Source organism: Paenibacillus sp. P3E (genome assembly GCF_001909045.1).
Lineage (GTDB): Bacteria > Bacillota > Bacilli > Paenibacillales > Paenibacillaceae > Paenibacillus_AQ > Paenibacillus_AQ helianthi.
Window position 1 is genome coordinate 142,805 of the sequence record NZ_LVWH01000001.1, and the last position, 18,265, is coordinate 161,069.

18 protein-coding genes are annotated in these 18,265 nt (G+C 48.1%); 14 read left to right on the forward strand and 4 right to left on the reverse strand.

All coding sequences use genetic code 11. The annotated features are described in order from the left end of the window. Positions 1–8 precede the first annotated feature (8 nt). From A3842_RS00670 to cdiI, 11 genes are all read left to right on the forward strand, one after another. Entirely contained in the window at positions 9–752 is a 744-nt protein-coding gene (locus A3842_RS00670; RefSeq protein ID WP_074100090.1) for a polyphosphate polymerase domain-containing protein, read from the forward strand. Next, a complete protein-coding gene (locus A3842_RS00675; protein ID WP_074088334.1) occupies positions 745–1,428 on the forward strand; it encodes a DUF4956 domain-containing protein in 684 nt (227 codons plus the stop codon). Before A3842_RS00670 ends, A3842_RS00675 begins: the two co-directional genes overlap by 8 nt. A 21-nt stretch (positions 1,429–1,449) precedes the next feature. Further along, complete coding sequence (locus A3842_RS00680; RefSeq protein ID WP_074100091.1) at positions 1,450–3,612, forward strand: carbohydrate-binding domain-containing protein; 2,163 nt, start codon at positions 1,450–1,452, stop codon at positions 3,610–3,612. Between the two features lie 306 nt (positions 3,613–3,918). Further along, positions 3,919–5,787 (forward strand): deaminase domain-containing protein, encoded by a 1,869-nt coding sequence (locus A3842_RS33095; protein WP_256701389.1) that lies wholly within the window; start codon positions 3,919–3,921, stop codon positions 5,785–5,787. 15 nt (positions 5,788–5,802) lie between these two features. Further along, positions 5,803–6,138, forward strand: a complete 336-nt coding sequence (locus tag A3842_RS00695; protein ID WP_074100092.1) for a hypothetical protein — start codon at positions 5,803–5,805, stop codon at positions 6,136–6,138. A gap of 440 nt (positions 6,139–6,578) precedes the next feature. Further along, the gene (locus A3842_RS33675; protein ID WP_083609419.1) at positions 6,579–6,842 is read left to right on the forward strand and encodes a deaminase domain-containing protein; all 264 of its coding nucleotides are present in this window, start codon (positions 6,579–6,581) and stop codon (positions 6,840–6,842) included. Between the two features lie 15 nt (positions 6,843–6,857). Continuing rightward, complete coding sequence (locus tag A3842_RS00705; RefSeq protein WP_074088337.1) at positions 6,858–7,208, forward strand: Imm3 family immunity protein; 351 nt, start codon at positions 6,858–6,860, stop codon at positions 7,206–7,208. A 288-nt stretch (positions 7,209–7,496) separates the two neighbouring features. Then, positions 7,497–7,688: a hypothetical protein gene (locus A3842_RS00710; RefSeq protein WP_143186112.1), complete on the forward strand. Its 192-nt coding sequence runs from the start codon at positions 7,497–7,499 to the stop codon at positions 7,686–7,688. A gap of 135 nt (positions 7,689–7,823) precedes the next feature. Then, the gene (locus tag A3842_RS33105) at positions 7,824–8,465 is read left to right on the forward strand and encodes a hypothetical protein (RefSeq protein WP_083609421.1); all 642 of its coding nucleotides are present in this window, start codon (positions 7,824–7,826) and stop codon (positions 8,463–8,465) included. After that, complete coding sequence (locus A3842_RS00720) at positions 8,449–8,976, forward strand: SMI1/KNR4 family protein (protein WP_256701391.1); 528 nt, start codon at positions 8,449–8,451, stop codon at positions 8,974–8,976. Before A3842_RS33105 ends, A3842_RS00720 begins: the two co-directional genes overlap by 17 nt. A gap of 19 nt (positions 8,977–8,995) precedes the next feature. Beyond that, positions 8,996–9,361 carry a ribonuclease toxin immunity protein CdiI gene (gene cdiI / locus A3842_RS00725; RefSeq protein WP_074088340.1) on the forward strand — a complete coding sequence of 122 codons (366 nt, stop codon included), beginning with the start codon at positions 8,996–8,998 and terminating at the stop codon, positions 9,359–9,361. 141 nt (positions 9,362–9,502) lie between these two features. Here cdiI and A3842_RS00730 read toward each other — a convergent pair whose 3' ends face one another. Beyond that, positions 9,503–10,417 (reverse strand): phosphatidate cytidylyltransferase, encoded by a 915-nt coding sequence (locus A3842_RS00730; protein ID WP_074088341.1) that lies wholly within the window; start codon positions 10,415–10,417, stop codon positions 9,503–9,505. Between the two features lie 115 nt (positions 10,418–10,532). Between A3842_RS00730 and A3842_RS00735 the strand changes: the two genes are divergently transcribed. Beyond that, positions 10,533–11,081 (forward strand): hypothetical protein, encoded by a 549-nt coding sequence (locus tag A3842_RS00735; protein WP_074100094.1) that lies wholly within the window; start codon positions 10,533–10,535, stop codon positions 11,079–11,081. A 4-nt stretch (positions 11,082–11,085) separates the two neighbouring features. On the opposite strand, the gene A3842_RS00740 is transcribed toward A3842_RS00735, so the two are convergent. Then, positions 11,086–11,865 carry an AAC(3) family N-acetyltransferase gene (locus A3842_RS00740; RefSeq protein WP_074088343.1) on the reverse strand — a complete coding sequence of 260 codons (780 nt, stop codon included), beginning with the start codon at positions 11,863–11,865 and terminating at the stop codon, positions 11,086–11,088. A 282-nt stretch (positions 11,866–12,147) separates the two neighbouring features. On the opposite strand from A3842_RS00740, the gene A3842_RS00745 reads away from it, so the two are divergent. Beyond that, on the forward strand, positions 12,148–13,122 hold the full coding sequence (locus A3842_RS00745; protein WP_256701392.1) for a glycosyl hydrolase: 975 nt from the start codon (positions 12,148–12,150) through the stop codon (positions 13,120–13,122). Positions 13,123–13,206: 84 nt separating this feature from the next. Here the strand turns inward: A3842_RS00745 and A3842_RS00750 are convergent, their stop codons facing one another. Continuing rightward, complete coding sequence (locus A3842_RS00750; protein WP_074100095.1) at positions 13,207–14,097, reverse strand: diacylglycerol/lipid kinase family protein; 891 nt, start codon at positions 14,095–14,097, stop codon at positions 13,207–13,209. Between the two features lie 83 nt (positions 14,098–14,180). After that, on the reverse strand, positions 14,181–15,803 hold the full coding sequence (locus tag A3842_RS00755) for a histidine kinase N-terminal 7TM domain-containing diguanylate cyclase (RefSeq protein WP_244169908.1): 1,623 nt from the start codon (positions 15,801–15,803) through the stop codon (positions 14,181–14,183). Positions 15,804–16,129: 326 nt separating this feature from the next. On the opposite strand from A3842_RS00755, the gene A3842_RS00760 reads away from it, so the two are divergent. Continuing rightward, complete coding sequence (locus A3842_RS00760) at positions 16,130–18,241, forward strand: S-layer homology domain-containing protein (RefSeq protein ID WP_143186113.1); 2,112 nt, start codon at positions 16,130–16,132, stop codon at positions 18,239–18,241. The last annotated feature ends 24 nt before the right edge of the window (positions 18,242–18,265 follow it).

The following is an 18,265-nucleotide window of genomic DNA, read 5'->3' on the forward strand; positions in this document are numbered from 1 at the left end:
TGAACCCTATGGCGATTGAGGTATTCAACCGATACGAGAACAAATATCTGCTCGATCATGCTGCTTATCTGAAACTCTACTATAATCTGCTGGAATATATGGAGCCGGATGCTTACAACAAGCAGCATGAATTCTACCCGATTACGAATCTTTATTATGACACCGCTCATGATTCCCTGATCCGCAGCAGCCTGGCGAAGCCGAAATACAAGGAAAAGCTCCGCATAAGAGCTTACGGCACTCCGAACCAGGACACCAAGGTGTATCTGGAAATTAAGAAAAAGGTGTTCGGCCTGGTCAATAAAAGAAGAACCTCGCTTAAGCTGCAGGAGGCTTACGATTTCGTCGCCACAGGCGTGGAGCCGGAATTCAAGGTTTACATGAACAAGCAGGTGATCGGGGAGATCAAGTACATGCTAACCCGGTACGATCTGCAGCCCAAGCTGTATCTGTCCTATGACCGCAAAGGGCTTTTCTGCAAAAATAACCGTGATTTGCGGATCACCTTCGACACGAATATCAGAAGCCGGCGGTACGATGTGAAGCTGGAGCGCGGTCCATATGGCGAACCTCTGCTGGAACCGGGGCAATGGCTGATGGAAGTGAAGGCCGAGAAGACGATTCCGGTCTGGCTGGCCAAGATGCTCTCGGAGCACCAAATGTACCGCACCAGCTTCTCCAAATACGGCAATGAATATAAAAAAATGCTCAAGAACAGCAGAATAGAAACGGAGAGTGCCCTTTATGCTTGACTCTATGTTCTCAGCCGCTACAGCGACAACAGAATTAACCTTTATCAACGCGATTCTAACCATACTTATAGCGATTGCACTCGGAGGAATAATCAGCTTCACCTATATGAAGACCAATCCGGGGGGGTATTCGCAAAGCTTCACGCTCACGATGGTCCTGCTGCCGGTGATTGTAGCGATCATTATTCTGCTGATTGGCAGCAACGTAGCCCGCGCCTTCAGCCTTGCCGGTGCCTTCTCGATTATCCGCTTCCGCAGCGCGCCTGGCGATCCGAAGGACATCACATTTGTTCTGTTCACCATGGCTTCGGGCCTGGCTTGCGGGGTGGGTTCCTTCGGCTACGCGATACTGTTCACCCTCATTCTCTGCGTGCTGATGTTCATCCTGAACCGCACCGGCTTCGGTGTAAGAAAGTCGCAGCAGAAAACGCTGAAGGTAACCATTCCCGAGGATTTGGGGTATGAAGAGGCATTTGCTGAAGTGTTCGAGAAATTCAATGTCCGCTTTGAGCTGAAAAAGATTAGAACCACCGAGCTGGGCAGCTTATACGAGCTGGTCTACGACGTTACGATTGATGAGTACACGAGCCAGAAGGAACTCCTGGATGCGGTCCGCACCCGGAACGGCAATCTTGATCTGTCGCTGACCATGAGTCCAACCCCCGCGGAGTACTAAAATCGAAGGGAACGATGATATATGAAGAATTTCATTACAGGAAGCAAGATAGGGATGGTGCTGCTGAGCGCGGCACTCATGACGGCGTGCAGCACAACTTCCGGAGCGAATACCAATACCACGAACCGTGCGGCAACAGGTACAGCCGTTACAACCCGTGCACAGAGCGGAACCACTGCTGCTGTAGCTCTGGCAAACGTCAAGACGACTGACCTGGTAGCGTATGACGAAGACGATACCACTACAGACTGGACGGCAGATGCTTCAACCGATATTACCCTCGCAGGGACGACAGCGAAGATCGAAGGTGCTGGTGCTACAGCCAAGGATGGATCGGTAACGATCACCGAAGCGGGAACCTATATCCTCACCGGGTCACTAAGTGACGGGCAGATTATTGTGGATGAGCAGGCCAAAGGAACCGTTCGGCTGGTGCTGAACGGTGTGAACCTGAAGGTTAGCGACAGTGCTCCTGTCTACATTAAGGAAGCGGGCAAGGTTGTGATTACTCTGCAGGAAGGTACGGAGAACAGCGTCTCAGACGGGACAACCTATGTGTTCGCCGATAGTACCACGGATGGACCCGGTGCAGCTATCTTCAGCAAAGCTGATCTGACGATTAACGGAACCGGCAAGCTGACGGTTACCGGAAGTTTCAAGGACGGTATTTCCAGCAAGGACGACCTGAAAATTGTGGGCGGCACCCTGAATATTACGGCAGCAGATGACGGAATCGTGGGCAAGGATCTGGTAGCGGTGAAGAACGGAAATATTACCATCAAGGCAGAAGGCGATGGTATCAAGTCCACCAATGACGAGGATACAACCAAAGGCTTCGTGGCGATTGCAGCCGGAACATTCGATATTACGGCAGGCAACGACGGCATTCAGTCGGAGACGGCGGAAGTGATTGACGGCGGAACATTTAACATCGTGACGAATGGCGGCTATGAGAACGCAGCGGCAAAGACGGGTGAGCAAGGTCCGGGCGGTATGGGCATGGGCGGCGGTAAGGGCGGCTTCGGCGATCAGGGTGCAGTAGACGGAACCTCAGCAGCTACATCCGATGATACTCCGGCGAAAACTACGGCTGCAGCTGCGACGGATACAGCAACGGTGACTACAGCATCAGTGACTACAGCAGTGGCAACAGCCACAACGGCTGAAACGGAATCTACGAGCGCCAAAGGATTGAAATCCGGCGGAGACCTTACTGTGAATGGCGGCAGCTTCACACTGAACTCTGCAGATGATGCTCTGCACAGCAACGGCAATGTCTCCGTTACGGACGGCGAATTCAAGATAACTGCGGGAGATGACGGCATCCATGCAGACAGCCTGACCTCCTTGTCCGGCGGCACCATCGATATTACCAAGAGTTATGAAGGTATTGAAGGCAGCAATATCACGATTGCCGGCGGACAAATCCACGTAGTCGCTTCCGATGACGGTGTGAACGTTTCTGGCGGGAATGACGCGAATACTGCACAGGGAACAGCGCAGCAGGATCAGTTCACTAGCTCCGGCAGCAACATGCTTACGATCAGCGGGGGAACGATAACCGTTGATTCCACCGGTGACGGCCTGGATTCCAACGGGTCATTCACTATGACAGGTGGCACCGCCATTGTTAATGGTCCTACCAATGACGGCAACGGCCCGCTGGATTATGACGGCACCTTCGATATGACCGGCGGCTTCCTGGTCGCTGCGGGCAGCGCCGGCATGGCCCAGGCACCAAGCGAGGATTCCAGCCAGTACTCGGTCAGCATGAGCTTCACGGCAGATCAGCAGGCAGGCACTCCGGTTCATCTGGAGGACAGTGACGGCAACACCATCCTGACCGTCGCGCCCTCCAAGAATTTCCGCTCAGTCGTTGTCAGCTCCCCTGATCTGAAGAAGGGCGGATCCTATACCCTCTCAACAGGCGGCACCTCGACAGGCACCGCAGTGGACGGATTGTACACAGACGGCGAGTACAGCGGAGGCACCCAGGTCGTAGCGTTCGACATCTCCAGCAGCGTAACCTGGCTTAACGAATCAGGTGTCACAACGGCTAACACCGGCCGTGGCCCTGGTGGCGGAGGCGGAGGCACCAGACCGGATCGCGGCGCTGGCGGTACACCACCTCAAGGCGGAACAGGCGGCACCCCGCCTGACGCTGCAAGTGAAACTACAAATTAAACAGCAGCTAAACCAATAAGCGGCCCATCTCCAGGTTAAAGGAGGTGAGCCGCTTTCTTTGCTGCTCAACTGAGCAATGTACAGCTACTGGAAAGCGCGGGGGCTGAGGATATTCCCTTACGTAGTCTGACTAACCATAGTTAGGGCATTGAATAAATGGAAAATAAATCCGATATATATGATGTATTTATTCATTATCACTTCAGTGGTTTCGTTAACGCAGTAGAAAAGTACATAAAGATTTATCATTTGACTGCAGGATATCATATCGTGAGCTTATCGGAGCTGAAAAGTCGGAGGGAATAGATGTCATCAAATAAACTGGTATTCAAAGAGGATGAAGTCGAGCGCCTGCGAACAAAAATAGGACAGGTGAGCCAGGATACCAATCAACTGTACTTGCAGCTGAAAGGCCAGGCAAACAGTTGGGGGGGGATCCCGCTCGGCCAAAACTTGCTGCAGGCGCAAGTACTAATCAATGAATTGACGGTGGATGCGGAGAAGCTGGAAGACATCCTTAGGGCTGCTATCAAGGGAGTTCAGGACGTTCAAAACGAGAATAAACGGCAGATGAGCCAGCTTGAACAGCAGTTCAGTCTGTTAGGAGGAATGTTCGGCAGATTTGGGGGAGGGAGCGAGACAGGAAGAATCCAGATTCCCTCTTTTGCCCGGCAGGCCGTTACGAAGCTGATCTCTACAGTTTCCACTTTAATGGGACGGGATGGACTGCACAGCGATCCTACGGTGCAGAAGCTGCAAAATATCATCCAAAAGTTTAGCTTCGGGACCACAGAGAGCATTGCGGCGCAAAGCAAGCTGAAAGATATCTACGAAGCGCGTGATGTAATTGCCAAGGCGCAGACGGCCTATGAGGTATACCAGGCATTTGGAAATAATGCTCAAATGAACGCGGTGCACAAGCTGGCAGAAGACGCACGCAAGAGGCTGGAATCCCTGGGTGTAGACGAAGTCCAGTACCGTGCGGAGAAGGATCTAAGCGCGGATTTCAAGCAGCCCGCGGTTAAAGCGTGTGACTATGATCCGTCGATTACGACTAGCAGCGTACCGTTAGATCAGGATGAAGCGTATCTTTTGCTGCTGCGAATGGCGATGGAACCCGGGGACAAAGGGGAGTGGGCCAAGAACCAGTTGGAAATCATTCATCGCGGAGGGCAGGGAATACTCTTAGCGAATCCAAACTCGGAAGCTTGGCGGGGAATCGTGAATCAGGCGATGGTACAGAATATCAAAGACGGCCCCCCAGTGGAGGAGGTCAGAGGAGACCAGGCGGATTGGCGAAGCCGTCCGGCCAAGAAGGACTTTATTGACAAATATTTGGTAGACCCTCTTGATGAACTGATTACAGGTGAGAAGCCAGGAATCAAGACACAGGGACAGCAGGCGATGGAAGCCCAGTTTTTTGCAATGCAAATGGAGCAGCAGTCGGTACTAAGTGAGTTCACAAGCGATTTCCAGGCCACATTGCGTGGCGCGGCGAGTGCAGACCGGATCACTGAAGTCTTGGGAATAGGTACCGTCAATCTGAAGAGTGGATCCAATAAGAATGGACAAATTCAGTCTCCTAGTGGAATGGGAGGAAGCGGATTTGGTAAAATAAAAGAGTTGGACGGAGTAGAGGTAGGTGAAATGAAGCCTTTACCTAATCACAGTGAGCTGGAGAGCGTGGATGATTTTAATCCTACGTTTAAAGGGATTGAGGGGATGGGTAATAAGGTTTCTAAAGTTGGAAATTTCCAAAATAGAATAAATGATATCAGAAATAAGATGCCGAATGCCAGTTTACAGAAACAAGGTAATATGGCCACTGCTGACGTGAAAATACCTGGAATAAAGACGGAGTTTAGTGCACATAGCAGAGTTAACAAGTCTGGTGACAAAGGCTCAGATGTAGCTGATTTTTCTTACCAGAAGTCAGCAGAAGTAAGAATGTTTGGGACTTACGTAAAAGATGGAAAGCCCGGAGCAGAGTTCGATAGGTTTCATGATACGGAGGCTAAAATTTTAGAGGATATTGCTTCTCAAATAAAAAATCCAAGTATTAGAGGGAAAATAGACCTATATACCGAACTCCCGGCTTGTCAAAGTTGTTCGAATGTTATCCTTGAGTTTAGAAGAATGTTTCCGAATATCGAACTAAATATCTTTACAAAATAATCAGGGGGGAAAAGTATGATACTTACATATCCAGAGCTTAAAGACGACGTTATGGACTGTTTTATGATGTTTCATGAAGATATGAATTACCCAGTCAAAGATAGTTTATATGCGATATTGGGTGAAAGTGAACATCATCCAGAATTTACACAAGCAAACGAGTGTTGTATTTATGTTAATTATGCCCTTATTATGATTGACAAGAATGAGAATATTGATTTTATGCAACAACGTCTAAATGAATTGCTTGAAGAAGAACATATGCAAATCTATAAAGAGGAATTACAAGATGATTTCGATGAATTCAATGCTGATGTACTTAATTTAAAAGTGAGGCTGTCCCAGAAGTAATATTGGAATACCCTCATGTCTATTCACGCTCCATCTTGGTGGCTTATGAATAGCCCCACTCAGTGCCGAATGAATCGGGCGGTACAACTCAATTAGACTTAACCCTCATCAGCCCCGTATTAAGATTTCGTCACTTCATGGCCGGAGTAGAGATAGGTGAAATGAAGCCTTTACCTAATCACAGTGAGCTGGTGAGCGTGGATGATTTTAAACCTACTGAGGGGACGGGTAAACTTAGAGACTTATCCGGTATCCTAGACCGTGTTAATGAGCTACGGTCACAGTTGCCAAGTAAATCGGAAAATAAGGGAATTTTGGTTAAGCTGAAGTAGATGTTCAAGGTGATAATAAAAAGGAGTTTTTCGCTCATAGTTCTGCAAATGAAGCATCAGATAAGGGGGCGATACCGGAGAATATCCTTGTAACCTCAAGGTGAGCCAATATTTAACGCTAAAAAGGTTGACCTCAATAATGCAAGAATTGACACACCTGAAGCATACTTAAGAGACTACGACACAGAGTATGAAATTTTGAATGATATTGCATTTCAACTTGGAGATAACAAAAATGCTAAAGGGACAATAAACTTGTTTACAGAGCGTCTTACTTGCCAAAGTTGTTCTGATGTAATCATGAGTTTTAGAAGGGAGTACCCAAACATCACAGTAAACATACTTGCAAATAATGATAAAAATGCAAAGTGAAATGGTGGTGTGGGCGTGAAGGAATGGGAATATAACGAATTAACTGAATATATTGCCGAGGTCTTTAATAATTCAATTAGCGATGGTCTAAATGCTTTACACGCAGGAGGACGATGTTTGTATGAGTTTACTAACGTGATTGAGGAGGGTGACACCGAGAAGATGATATTTTATATTAGTGTAGCTAATCTACAAATTAATAGTGGGATTCTTTCTTCTCGAATCTATGAAGTAGTTGATAATATCATTAAGTCTTTTGATTTCGATACCATTGTTGATGAGCTAGGAATTACCGATGCTAAGGATTTAATTCTTCGTATCGAATCACTTAAAACAAAGATGCAAAGTGTTGAGGTTATTGGTTGAAAAATATCTGTCCAAGGTCGTGGGGGCTACCCAGTCCCAAATGAACCCATCATTCAACCAATAACACGTATAACCCATGTAATACCCGTATAAAGTTTTCTTCAATACGATGTACGCACTTCAAAGCTTGAATTTTATACCCTAATTAACGCTACTGCTTTACATAGAACAGGTTGATTATGGTCAGATACCACCATGATTGACCTGTTTTTTGTTATCGTTGTTTTCTTGCGGGTTTTTCAAATTTACTCGTAACTGTGTTAACGATGGTATCTTTTGCTGCTGCGAATGGCGATGGAACCAAGGGACAAAGGGGAGTGGGCCAAGAATCAGTTGGAAATCATTCATCGCGGAGGGCAGGGAATACTCTTAGCGAATCCGAACTCGGAAGCATGGCGGGAAATCGTGAATCAGGCGATGGTACAGGATATCAAAAACGGTCCCCCGGTGGAGGAGGTCAGAGGAGATCAGGGGGATTAGCGAAGCCGGCCGGCCAAGAAAGATTTTATCGATAAGTATTTGGTGGACCCTCTTGATGAACTACTTACAGGTGAGAAGCCAGGAATCAAGACACAGGGACAGCAAGTGATGGAAGCCCAGTTTCTTGCAATGTAAATGGAGCAGCAGTCGGTACTAAGTGAGTTCACAAGCGATTTCCAAGCTACATTGCGTGGCGCGGCGAGTGCAAACCGGATCACAGAAGTCTTGGGAATAGGTACCGTCAATCTGAAGAGTGGAACCAATAAGAATGGACAAATTGAATCCTCTAGTGGAATGGGGGGAAGCGGATTTGGTAAAATAATAGAGTTGGACGGAGTAGAGGTAGGTGAAATGAAGCCTTTACTAAATCACAGCGAGCTGGAGAGCGTGGATGATTTTAATCCTACGTTTAAAGGGATTGAGGGGATAGGAGAAGGTAGATTACCTGATCACATGTTAGGAAAGAATGATGCTGATCCGTTTAGGGATATTTATGGACCAGGGCGTCTCTGTCACCCCGAAGAATGGAATAATATTATTAAGCAAGCACAGGAAGCAGGAGTTGAAGTAAGAATCCTAGATCGTGATATTATGGCATATGCGCCAAGAGGAAATGTACCAGGGCAATTAAATATATTTGAAGATGCTTCAATAAGTGCTCTAAGACATGAATATCAACATTTCCTAGACGATATGGCAAAAGGCTACCCCAAATTGGATGTGACTTATGAGTTCAAAAATAGAATTATAATGGAACATAGTGAGTGTATTGTGTGAATATAAAATAGCAAATGACAACGAGATTCATGGCTTTACCGAATTGGAAGTGGGGAGGTGCGAACAGTCGATAGGTTTTGTTTTACCGTTCCAGTATCGAGAATTTCTTTTAACGATTGGTCACGATGCAGGTTTGCTCTTCCAAGGAACGGATATATTATTTCGAAATGTAGAAAATCTCTTGGAACTTAGAAAAGAAGCTGAAGATCTATTGGAAGAAAATGAAGAAACTTTTAGCTTACCATCTGATGCTTTTGTCTTCTCAATGCATCAAGGGTATGAATTTAACTACTTTGTTATATCGGAAGGTAATGATCCTCCAGTTTATCAATATGTTGAGGGAAATGGTAATTCTGAATTATTTTGGGGTAGTTTCAGTCTATTTCTTAGAAAATCAATAAATTCATGTGCTCAAGCTATTAAGGATGGGGTTATTCCCTTGCAATGGTGGGGTGGGTACCTTGATGAAAATGGAAAAGTGATGAATTTCTTTCCGACCATATCAGAATAATTTTTAGGAGGATAATTTGATGAGTGTCAAACTAACAGAGAAAGAATTATTGGATATGTATTATCGACACCTTGAAGGGAAATATTTCTTAGATGCACTTAAAAACTATTGCAATGGAAATGGGTTTGGTGGTAGTGAGAGTGTTTGGTGTGTTTTTGCTGGTGAGTTAGATGAGTGGGAAGAAGGTTATTTCGGAGATGCGGGAGTTTGTTATTTTTTTGACTACCCTGCGGTAGAGGAAGATCAGACACTTGTATTGGACTACCTAACTTTCTATCAGTATCTAAATGAAGCAAGTAAAGACTATTTAATACGGAATCCAATAGTTACCGATGAGGTTGAAGCACGATTAATGGAAATCAAACAAAAGTTCAATATTGCATAAGTTGGCGAGAACATTTCTAACCCATATCAACCCATTAATGTACCCATGCAAAGATTATGTAATTTTCAATTTTCTTGAAACTACAGGTTGTGTAAAGCAAAAAGCGGCACTTCTCCAAGTTAAGAGAGTTGCCGCTTTTGCTTACATAAAATCAAAAAAGTACCGGATCACATGGAAGAACACCGGTGAGGTGTAGGCCAGGCTGTCGACGCGGCTCAGGTAGCTTGTCTGCAGGGCAGCGAATTTGTCATCATCGCCGATGAGCAAATCGCGCTTCAGCACCGACACCGTTAAGCTTCCGAAGAATCCGGCCAGACTGATCAGCACGCCGGAGAACAGACCGAAGATCGGGGTCAGCGGCGTGAAGTAAGGGTAGATCAGGTACGATACCCCTGTAGTAGCCACAAATGCACAGGCGAAGCCCTCCCAGGTCAGATTCGGGTTGGCGGTTGGAACGACCTTGCGTTTGCCGAAATAGATTGAAGCCAGATAATGTACGGCATCATTCAGCTGCGTGAGCACTACCAGGAACAGCACCAGCCCCGCGCCATACTCCGGTGTGGCAAATTGGAAGTAGGCCAGGTGGCTGAGACCGAACACCATGAGCATCAGTCCCCACTGGGTGGCGCTTACGCTGCGCAGGAATCCGAGCGTGCCTTTGTTGATGAGCCGGGGCAGTGGCAGGAGCAGGAAGACATATACCGGGATGAAGACGATGAACATGCCATACCACTCTATGTAGATCCAGTAGAACTGCAGCGGAATGGACAGGTAGGCCCACAGGAACAGCCGTCGGTCCGCTTTTCGGGTACGGATCATGGAGAAATATTCTTTCAGTGCGAAGAAGGATAGTGCCATCAGGGATAGCAGGGACACGACCGGATTAATCAATGTGGCCAGACAGAAGATAAAGAGCATGCCCCACCAGGTCTTGATCCGGAAGCCAATTCCCGTGTAATCTTTATCCTTCTGGAGTCTGCTTACCAGGATGTAGAGCAAATGAATGGCGGATAAAGCGGTGAAGATAAGCACGAATGTAACGAGCGAACTGTTCAAGCCATCACCAACTTGTCGCAGGATAGGATTCCAACAAAGGAATCATATGTTAATATATAAAAAAGTACAAGTTGCATGTGAGATTTTGACACTTCGATAAGGGGACTTTCTGTATATGGAAGCTGATCATTCGGTCTATATCCTGCTCACGAATACGGGGACACTGTTCACGAAGCTTATTCAAGGCTATACCAAAGCGCCTTACAACCACGCCTCCATCTCGTTTGACCGTGAGCTTACAGAGCTGTACAGCTTCGGCCGGAAGAATCCGAGTAATCCCCTGAATGGCGGCTTTGTACATGAAGATCTGCGGACAGGCACCTTCAGCAAATATCCGAATACCACCTGTGTGATCTACGAGCTGCATGTTTCTGGACGCGAGGTCGAGAAAATGCGGCGGGTCCTGCACATCTTCATCCGCAGCCGCCAAAAGTACCTCTACAACATGCTGGGCGTCATTGGCATTGCCCTCAAGGAACCTGTTGAATTCAGCAACTCTTATTTCTGCTCGCAGTTTGTTGCGGAAATTCTGGACCGGTCCGGCATCAAGCTGTGGAACAAGCTGCCTGCGCTCGTTACGCCGGATGATTTCCGGCAGAGTGACCGGCTGGAGCTGATCTATCAAGGGAAGTTGAGTGAGTACGTGCCGGAGGAGGGCAAGTGAGCGTCTACAGCCTGTTTTTCTCCATCCATGAAGTAGCCCAATCGACCAGAGGACGTTGTTCCAGAAACCGGATATCGGCCTGCCCGACTTTATATACCGGAACATTCATTTCTTGGTCATACGCTTCTCCTAGTCGGATAAAATCCTCATCTTCAACAGCCTGGGTTTCGTAAGTCACCCACTTGCGCTTGCCTTCCACCAGGATGGCACTGCTTTCAAGAACCCTTTTCTTAGCGGGGAAGTCTGCTCGGGTTTCTGCCAGATGCAAAGATGTGCTTTTATCATAGCCGACGCCTGCCAAGAGTACATAACCATGTAACTGATACAGCTTATCCAGCGGTGAGCCTGAGCCGAAAATATTGCTTATGTCATGGCCTTGCGTAAGATATTCAGCATGCTTGCCAACTGCAGCGACGGATCGGGCCGGATGATCGGACCGCGCAGCCCCTGGCCATTTACGGAACATTTCGGCCACAGCACCCATCCCTATAGCCGGCGTGATTTCTTTATTATAAGCTGGCCAGTGTTCCCGGATTAGGGGCCATCCTTCGGTGGGCGCGTCCCAGTGGACGCCTGTGGATGGATCGAGATTCTTCCAGGTCTGGGAAGGCATCATCAGAGTGCCTTCTTCACCCACAATTTCAAGGAGTGAACGGATGAAGGTTTCGGGTCCTCCTACAACATAGCCCAGTTGGCTTAAGGAAGCGTGTACGAGGATATGTTGTCCTTTGGTGAGTCCACAGTTTGTGAACTGGGAGACTAAGTCCTCTTTCGTTAAAATCATGCGGTTCTCCTTACCAGTTGTCACGTGAATCTCCGCCTTTCATTAAGGTCAGATAACCCCGCTGCAAAAGCAGCGGGGTTGTCTCTTGGCGTAGCCAGGGAAGCAGTGCCCTTTGGTTATATATTCCATAAATACTATACCAGCGAGTGTCATTTGCAGCAATAGCGGATCAGCCCATTTTATGCATTGACCTGTAAACGGATACAGATTAAAATTATGGTGAATTTATAACAATATAATAACAAAAAAATAACAAATAAATAAAAGGAGAGATACACTACAATGGCAATGTTAAAGCATTATACCCCCTGCAATCCAAACGCCTCGGAAGAGGTCCGGACCGTCTTGAAGTATCTCAGCGATATTTCCGGTAATGGAATTCTTACAGGCCAGCATACCCAGACCACTGTGCAGAAGGAGCTGCGTTATATCGAAGAGGTGACCGGCAAGCTGCCTGCTCTTTGCGGATTTGAGCTGCTGGCGTATTCGCCTAATATCAATGTCGAGAAGACCACCCCGGAATGCATGCTGGAAGTGGAAGAGAACAAGAATACACTGGATAATGCATGGGATTGGGCACTGGGCCGGGGAGGATTAGTTACATTTACGTGGCACTGGTTTTCACCTTTTGGCAGCTGGGCTAAGGGTTTTTATGCGGAGAATACCACTTTTGACGCCTCCAAGGCTGTCATAGAAGGAACGGAAGAATACGAAGCGCTGCTGTCGGACATGGATGTGATGGCGGGGATTTTGAAAGAATTTTGTGACAAGCAGATCCCTATCCTGTGGCGTCCATTCCATGAATCCGAGGGTACGTGGTTCTGGTGGGGAGCCAAGGGACCTGAGGTTGCAGCGAAGCTGTACCGGATTATGTACGACAGATACACCCATCATCACCAACTGAATAATCTGATCTGGGTGTGGAACTCGCCGCTCGTGGAGGGCTATCCGGGTGATGATGTAGCCGACGTGATCTCCAGAGACCTGTACCCGCCGAAGCATGTCCACACGGATCTGCGTCCGGAATATGAGGAACTAATCCAGATCACACCGTCCCCCAAAATCACGGCACTTGGAGAAATAGGCGTGATTCCGAGTATGTCCCAGTTGTCCGAAACAAGAATTCCGTGGACATGGTATATGACCTGGTCTAATGAATACGGTGCATCTGAGGAATGGAATACACAAGAGGAGCTGCGCCGGGCGTATCACCATGAATACGCGATCACCCTGGACAAGTTGCCTAAGCTGTATTAAGGGAACGGTAATGGAGAAGGGCTGGCCGTGAGGCCGGCTGAGCCCATATCAAGCGGCATGGTCAGAGCGCGGTGGTGGCCGTGTTTACGCCTCTTCCGGCACCACTACCTGAATATGGCGGGGGAGTACGCTCAGCCGGATCGGCAGAGCCGGGCCTTCTTCGCCGTCCACGTTGGTCCTCATGACATCTGCCGAGCTTACGGTTACTTCTCTTGCAGTGAAATAATCCACGTCCTTGTGGTTCTTGAGTGTGCCAAGCAATAAAGAGATACTGACCGTAAGCGTGTTGAGGAAATTCAGATCCTTAATGATGTAGCAGTGGAGCAGTCCGTCATCAACAGCGGCATCCGGGGCCAGTTTTTCGAAACCTCCTACGGAATTGGTCAGTGCAGCAAGGAACAGCGGAGTCTCACCTACCCAGGTCTTGCCATCATGCTGTATGGTGAGCGGATGGGCGGCGTTGCCTGCCAGCTCTTTGATGCCCTCTTTGAAATAGGCCAGAGCGCCGAATCTGGATTTGTCATGCGAAGATACGGAGGACAGGGATTCGGCCAGCGGTCCGGCAGCGACCACGTTGACGAACAACTGGCCGTTTAGCCTGCCTGCGTCTACCCGTTGCACCCGGGAGGAGGCCAGTGTATGAATGGCTTCTTCCGGAGTCAGCGGAATCTGCAGCGCGCGGGCAAAGTCATTCACCGTCCCAAGGGGGATAACCCCCAGCTTCGGCTGGTGTGACTGGCCAAACAGGCCGTTGATCGTTTCATGAAGCGTTCCATCCCCTCCGATAGACACCACCAGATCGGCTTTAGCTTCACAAGCAGCAATGCAATATTCGGTGGCATCCCCTTCTTTTTGCGTCTCCTTGACCGTAACCTCATAACCCCGGCTCACCAGCAGTTCCTCGGTACTACTGACATAATCCGGTGCTTCCTCCTTGCCGGATGAGGGGTTCACAATAATCATAGCCTGCGTCATACACGACTTCCTCTCTGTTTGCAGTTATGTGTTGTACTTACATTACCCCCAAAAGAAGCCATTGAATGATAGCTAGAGCAGTATCAGTGTGCGATATGGACAATCCGGTTGCGTCCTTTATTTTTGGCCTGGTACAGCGCTTGGTCTACTTCTTCGAACAGGTTGTTGCCCAGAGAGAAGCTGCTGATGCTCAGAAGTCCCATGCTAACAGTAACTGACACGGGCTCGGCAACGTTTTCGATTCTAATCTGATTTAATTCAACCCGTGCTTTGACACGCTCGGCGATACGCTGGGCTTCAGAATGAGCGATATCCGGCAAATACACCATAAATTCTTCCCCGCCATAACGAGCTAAAACGTCGGATGGGCGAATTTCCTCTTTCAGCGCCTCCACCGTATGGCAGAGGACTTCGTCGCCGGCTAGATGTCCGTAAGTATCATTCACTGACTTGAAGAAATCGATATCCAGCAAAATAAGTGCGAAGGGAATATGCTCTTTCCTGTTTCGGCCCATTTCATCCTCCAGATGCTGCGTCAGATAATGGCGGTTATAACAGCCGGTGAGGCTGTCTGTAAGGGCCATTTGCTGCAGCTGCCGGTTCTTCTCGAACAGCTCCTGTTGGACCTCAATCAATGAATGGTTGCGTTCCTGCAGGGCCATGTTCTGGTGATTGGTCTCATGAATCAGCTGCTGCAGCTCGGTCATGTCCTGAAACGTGACGATCCGGCCCACCCGTGACTCGCTGATCATAATGGGTGCAGCCTGAACATTCAGATGACGCTGGATACCCGAATGGAAAATCTCAATTTCGATACGCTCCAGCGGATGTTCGCAATAGGTCTGAATGAACGTTTCGATGGCTGGCGACAGATCGGAAAAAATAATATGGATGCTGAACCGTTCGCCCCGCTGCAGATGCATATAAGGATGCAGGGAACGGTTAATCTCAACCACGTTGTCATATTCATCAAGCACCAGAATCCCATGTCCAATCGTGTCCATTACATCCTGATGGGCTATGGTTACGATATCAAATACTTTGTCCCGGTTGATGGAAATGACAAAAAAAGTAGCGGACAATAATATTCCCAGTGAGGTCATTCCCGGGATGACCGGCAGGTACGGGTCCAGAACCACATTAAGCAGGATATCCAGCAGAATAAATAAGGTTATAGATAGAAGGCCTTTGAGTACCAGCATCACTTGTTTTCGTACGCGTGGGGCCATGTCTTGGACAAGCGCTGCAGAGATCACATACAGTGAAGCAGTCACCTGGATGAAGACCACGGCGATGAAGAGCCAAAAAAGGGGGCCATAGGTTCTCTGAATATAGCCGCCATTTACCGGCTGCACAAACCAGCTGTGGGGATTAAAGATGATGCCGGCTGTGGTCAATATCACCGGAATCGACAGCAGCAGTATGATTTTGCGGTGCAGAAGCCGGGCTTGTCCGGTCAGCAGAATAGTGAAAAAGATCCAGCCTGTGCTCAGCAGCGCCGAATCCACAAATGCAGCCTTGACATAAAATAATTGATAGGTAGACTGATCCGTTGTTTTAATGGCAAACTGGCAAAAGGGCCATATCATCATCGTGAAGTGGAAGGCTAAATAAACTTTATGCAGCTTCGTGATGTTAACAGTAACGAAAATATAGACGAATAGTGCAAACAGTATGAAGAATAAAATGAGATCAATCCATATCACGAAACCCAATAAATTACACCTTCCTGCTATTATTAGTCATTATGAATGTTTTTTGGGTCTAAAGTCTTGCATCTTGCCTCTAATATATAATCAGCATGCTAAGAATACAACCACCTTGGAAGTGTCATAGGCTGAAAATCAAGGAGATTGGGGAAGTCAGCAGTGCAGCCAGGAAAAAAATAGCAATAAAAGACTCTCGAAAACAAGGGGGGTTTTTGTGCTGAAGTTTGTCATTGGTTTGTCATTGAGATGCGTTATTATTCTATTAAATTTAATTATTGCAAACTTGAAAGGGTGAGGCCGACAATATGAAAAGAACTACAGTATTGAGACTATTTCTGGTTTCAGCCTTGACACTCGCTGTATTGAGCGGCTGTGTATTAAAAACAAGCTCGGTATATGTGAACTTCCCGGTTGATAAGCCGGATAGCTCAGAGCATTTGTTCTTCAGGTATGCAGATGGAAGCGTAGTCCAAGTTCCGGATGCCGGTGCGGCTTCTTCGGTAACAGCTCCTACGGATCCCGCAAAGACCATTGTGGGCGGGTATGTGAATGACAATACCATCAGCTGGGTTCCCAGTTATTCGTACAATGGCGGCTCTTATGTAACTGTGAGCAACATTAAGGCACATAAGCCTGATTATGCTGCAGATCATGTGGTGCTTGCTAAGCAGCCGGAGGCGAGTGTAGCTTATCCCGGATATATTAGTGTAACTTTTGCCGTGTACGGAGCAGATAACCAGCTGGTGAGCGGCCAGGCTGAAGTCTTTGCACATGCTGCTGATCCCAATACCGTGTTCTATAACACGGACCCTAGTGATAATAATTTCAGGACCATTGAGGCTCTTGAAGGATTCTCTTCGTATACAGACCAAGGATTAGTCACCTTTCTGATTAAGTCTCCCACTGTGCAGTTTTCATCGCCCATTTCGTTATATTCGGGTCCCAAATTAATTGCGGATAATATCTTTCACCTCACCACCGGAATCACAGTAAACGGAGCCGGAGGCGTAAGCTCTCTGAATACTGGTGATACCCTGGTGATGAATGCCGGGATAACACCGGTAGACGCAGCCAATCAAAGTGTAGTCTGGTCCGTAGTTTACGGAACCGGTTCAGCAACGATTGATGCGGTAAGCGGAGTGCTCACGGCAGGTGATCCGGGTACTGTAACCGTAAAAGCGGAAGCCACTGACGGAAGCTTAGTAACCGGCAGTACAGAATTAACTATAACGGCTGCTCCGACACCAACTGAAGCGCCGGTACCGACACCGACGCCGACTGAAGCACCAACACCGGCACCCATTGAGACACCTGCCAAGATCCCGGTTGCTTCCATTTCGATCGGTGGAGATTCTTTGGTGAAGTCGGGTGATTCTATTCAACTGGATATGGTTGTTGCTCCTGTAAAAGCCACTGATCGGACTGCTGTCTGGTCTGTTGTGTATGGAACGGGAACAGGTACGATTAGTGAAAACGGCCTGTTAACGGGGACTTCCCCAGGTACCCTTATTGTAAAAGCTACCGCTAATGACGGTTCCGGGGTATACGGGGAAAAAGAGGTTACGGTCATAGCATCCAGTGAGAGCAGCCTGCCAACAGCAACTGCTGGACCGACTATAGTACCAACCACAGCGCCGGCGCCAACGGAGCCAACACAAGCAGCAGTTCCAGCTTCAACACCGGCACCAACGTCTACACCAACACCAACACCAACACCAACACCAACACCAACACCAACACCAGCACCAACACCGACACCAACGCCAACACCGGAAGTGCAGGCGGCAGCCCACTTCGCTGACAAGGTGGTAAATATTAAAGATATAGTATTGAGCTTGAGCAAGAAGATCGAAAAGGCGAATGTTAATCCGTCTGCGGTGGAATTCACCGACATTTCCTCCCACTTTGCGGACCGAACGGTAGAAACCTTCGTTAAGCTGGGTATGGTTCAGGGCTATCCGGATGGAAGCTTCCACCCGAATGCAAGCATTACCCGTGCGGAGTTTGCAACCCTTATTTCCAAAGTGTTTGATCTCACCGGTACCCGCAGCGCAAGCAAATTCAGTGATATCTCCGGTCACTGGGCAGAGGCTTCGATTCGTACCCTGCAGGAAAAAGGCTTGGTCTCGGGCTATCCGAACGGCACATTTAAGCCAAACGGTGAAATCACCCGTTCCGAGATGATCTCAATCATCTCTAAGCTCATTGACTTTAACAACGCAGCCCCAGTGGCAACGGCAGACTTCTCGGATATTGATACAACATGGAATAAGGATCAGATTCAAAAAACTGCGGCAGCCGGGATTATCAGCGGTACCGGAAATGGAGAATTCCTGCCGGAGAAGCAGGCATCCCGTGCCGAAGCCATCACCATTGTGCTGCGCGTTTTGCAGATCAGCCCGGAGATTAAGGCTCTACTGGACACCTTAAAGTAAGTCTGGCACCAACATGCTGCAGCC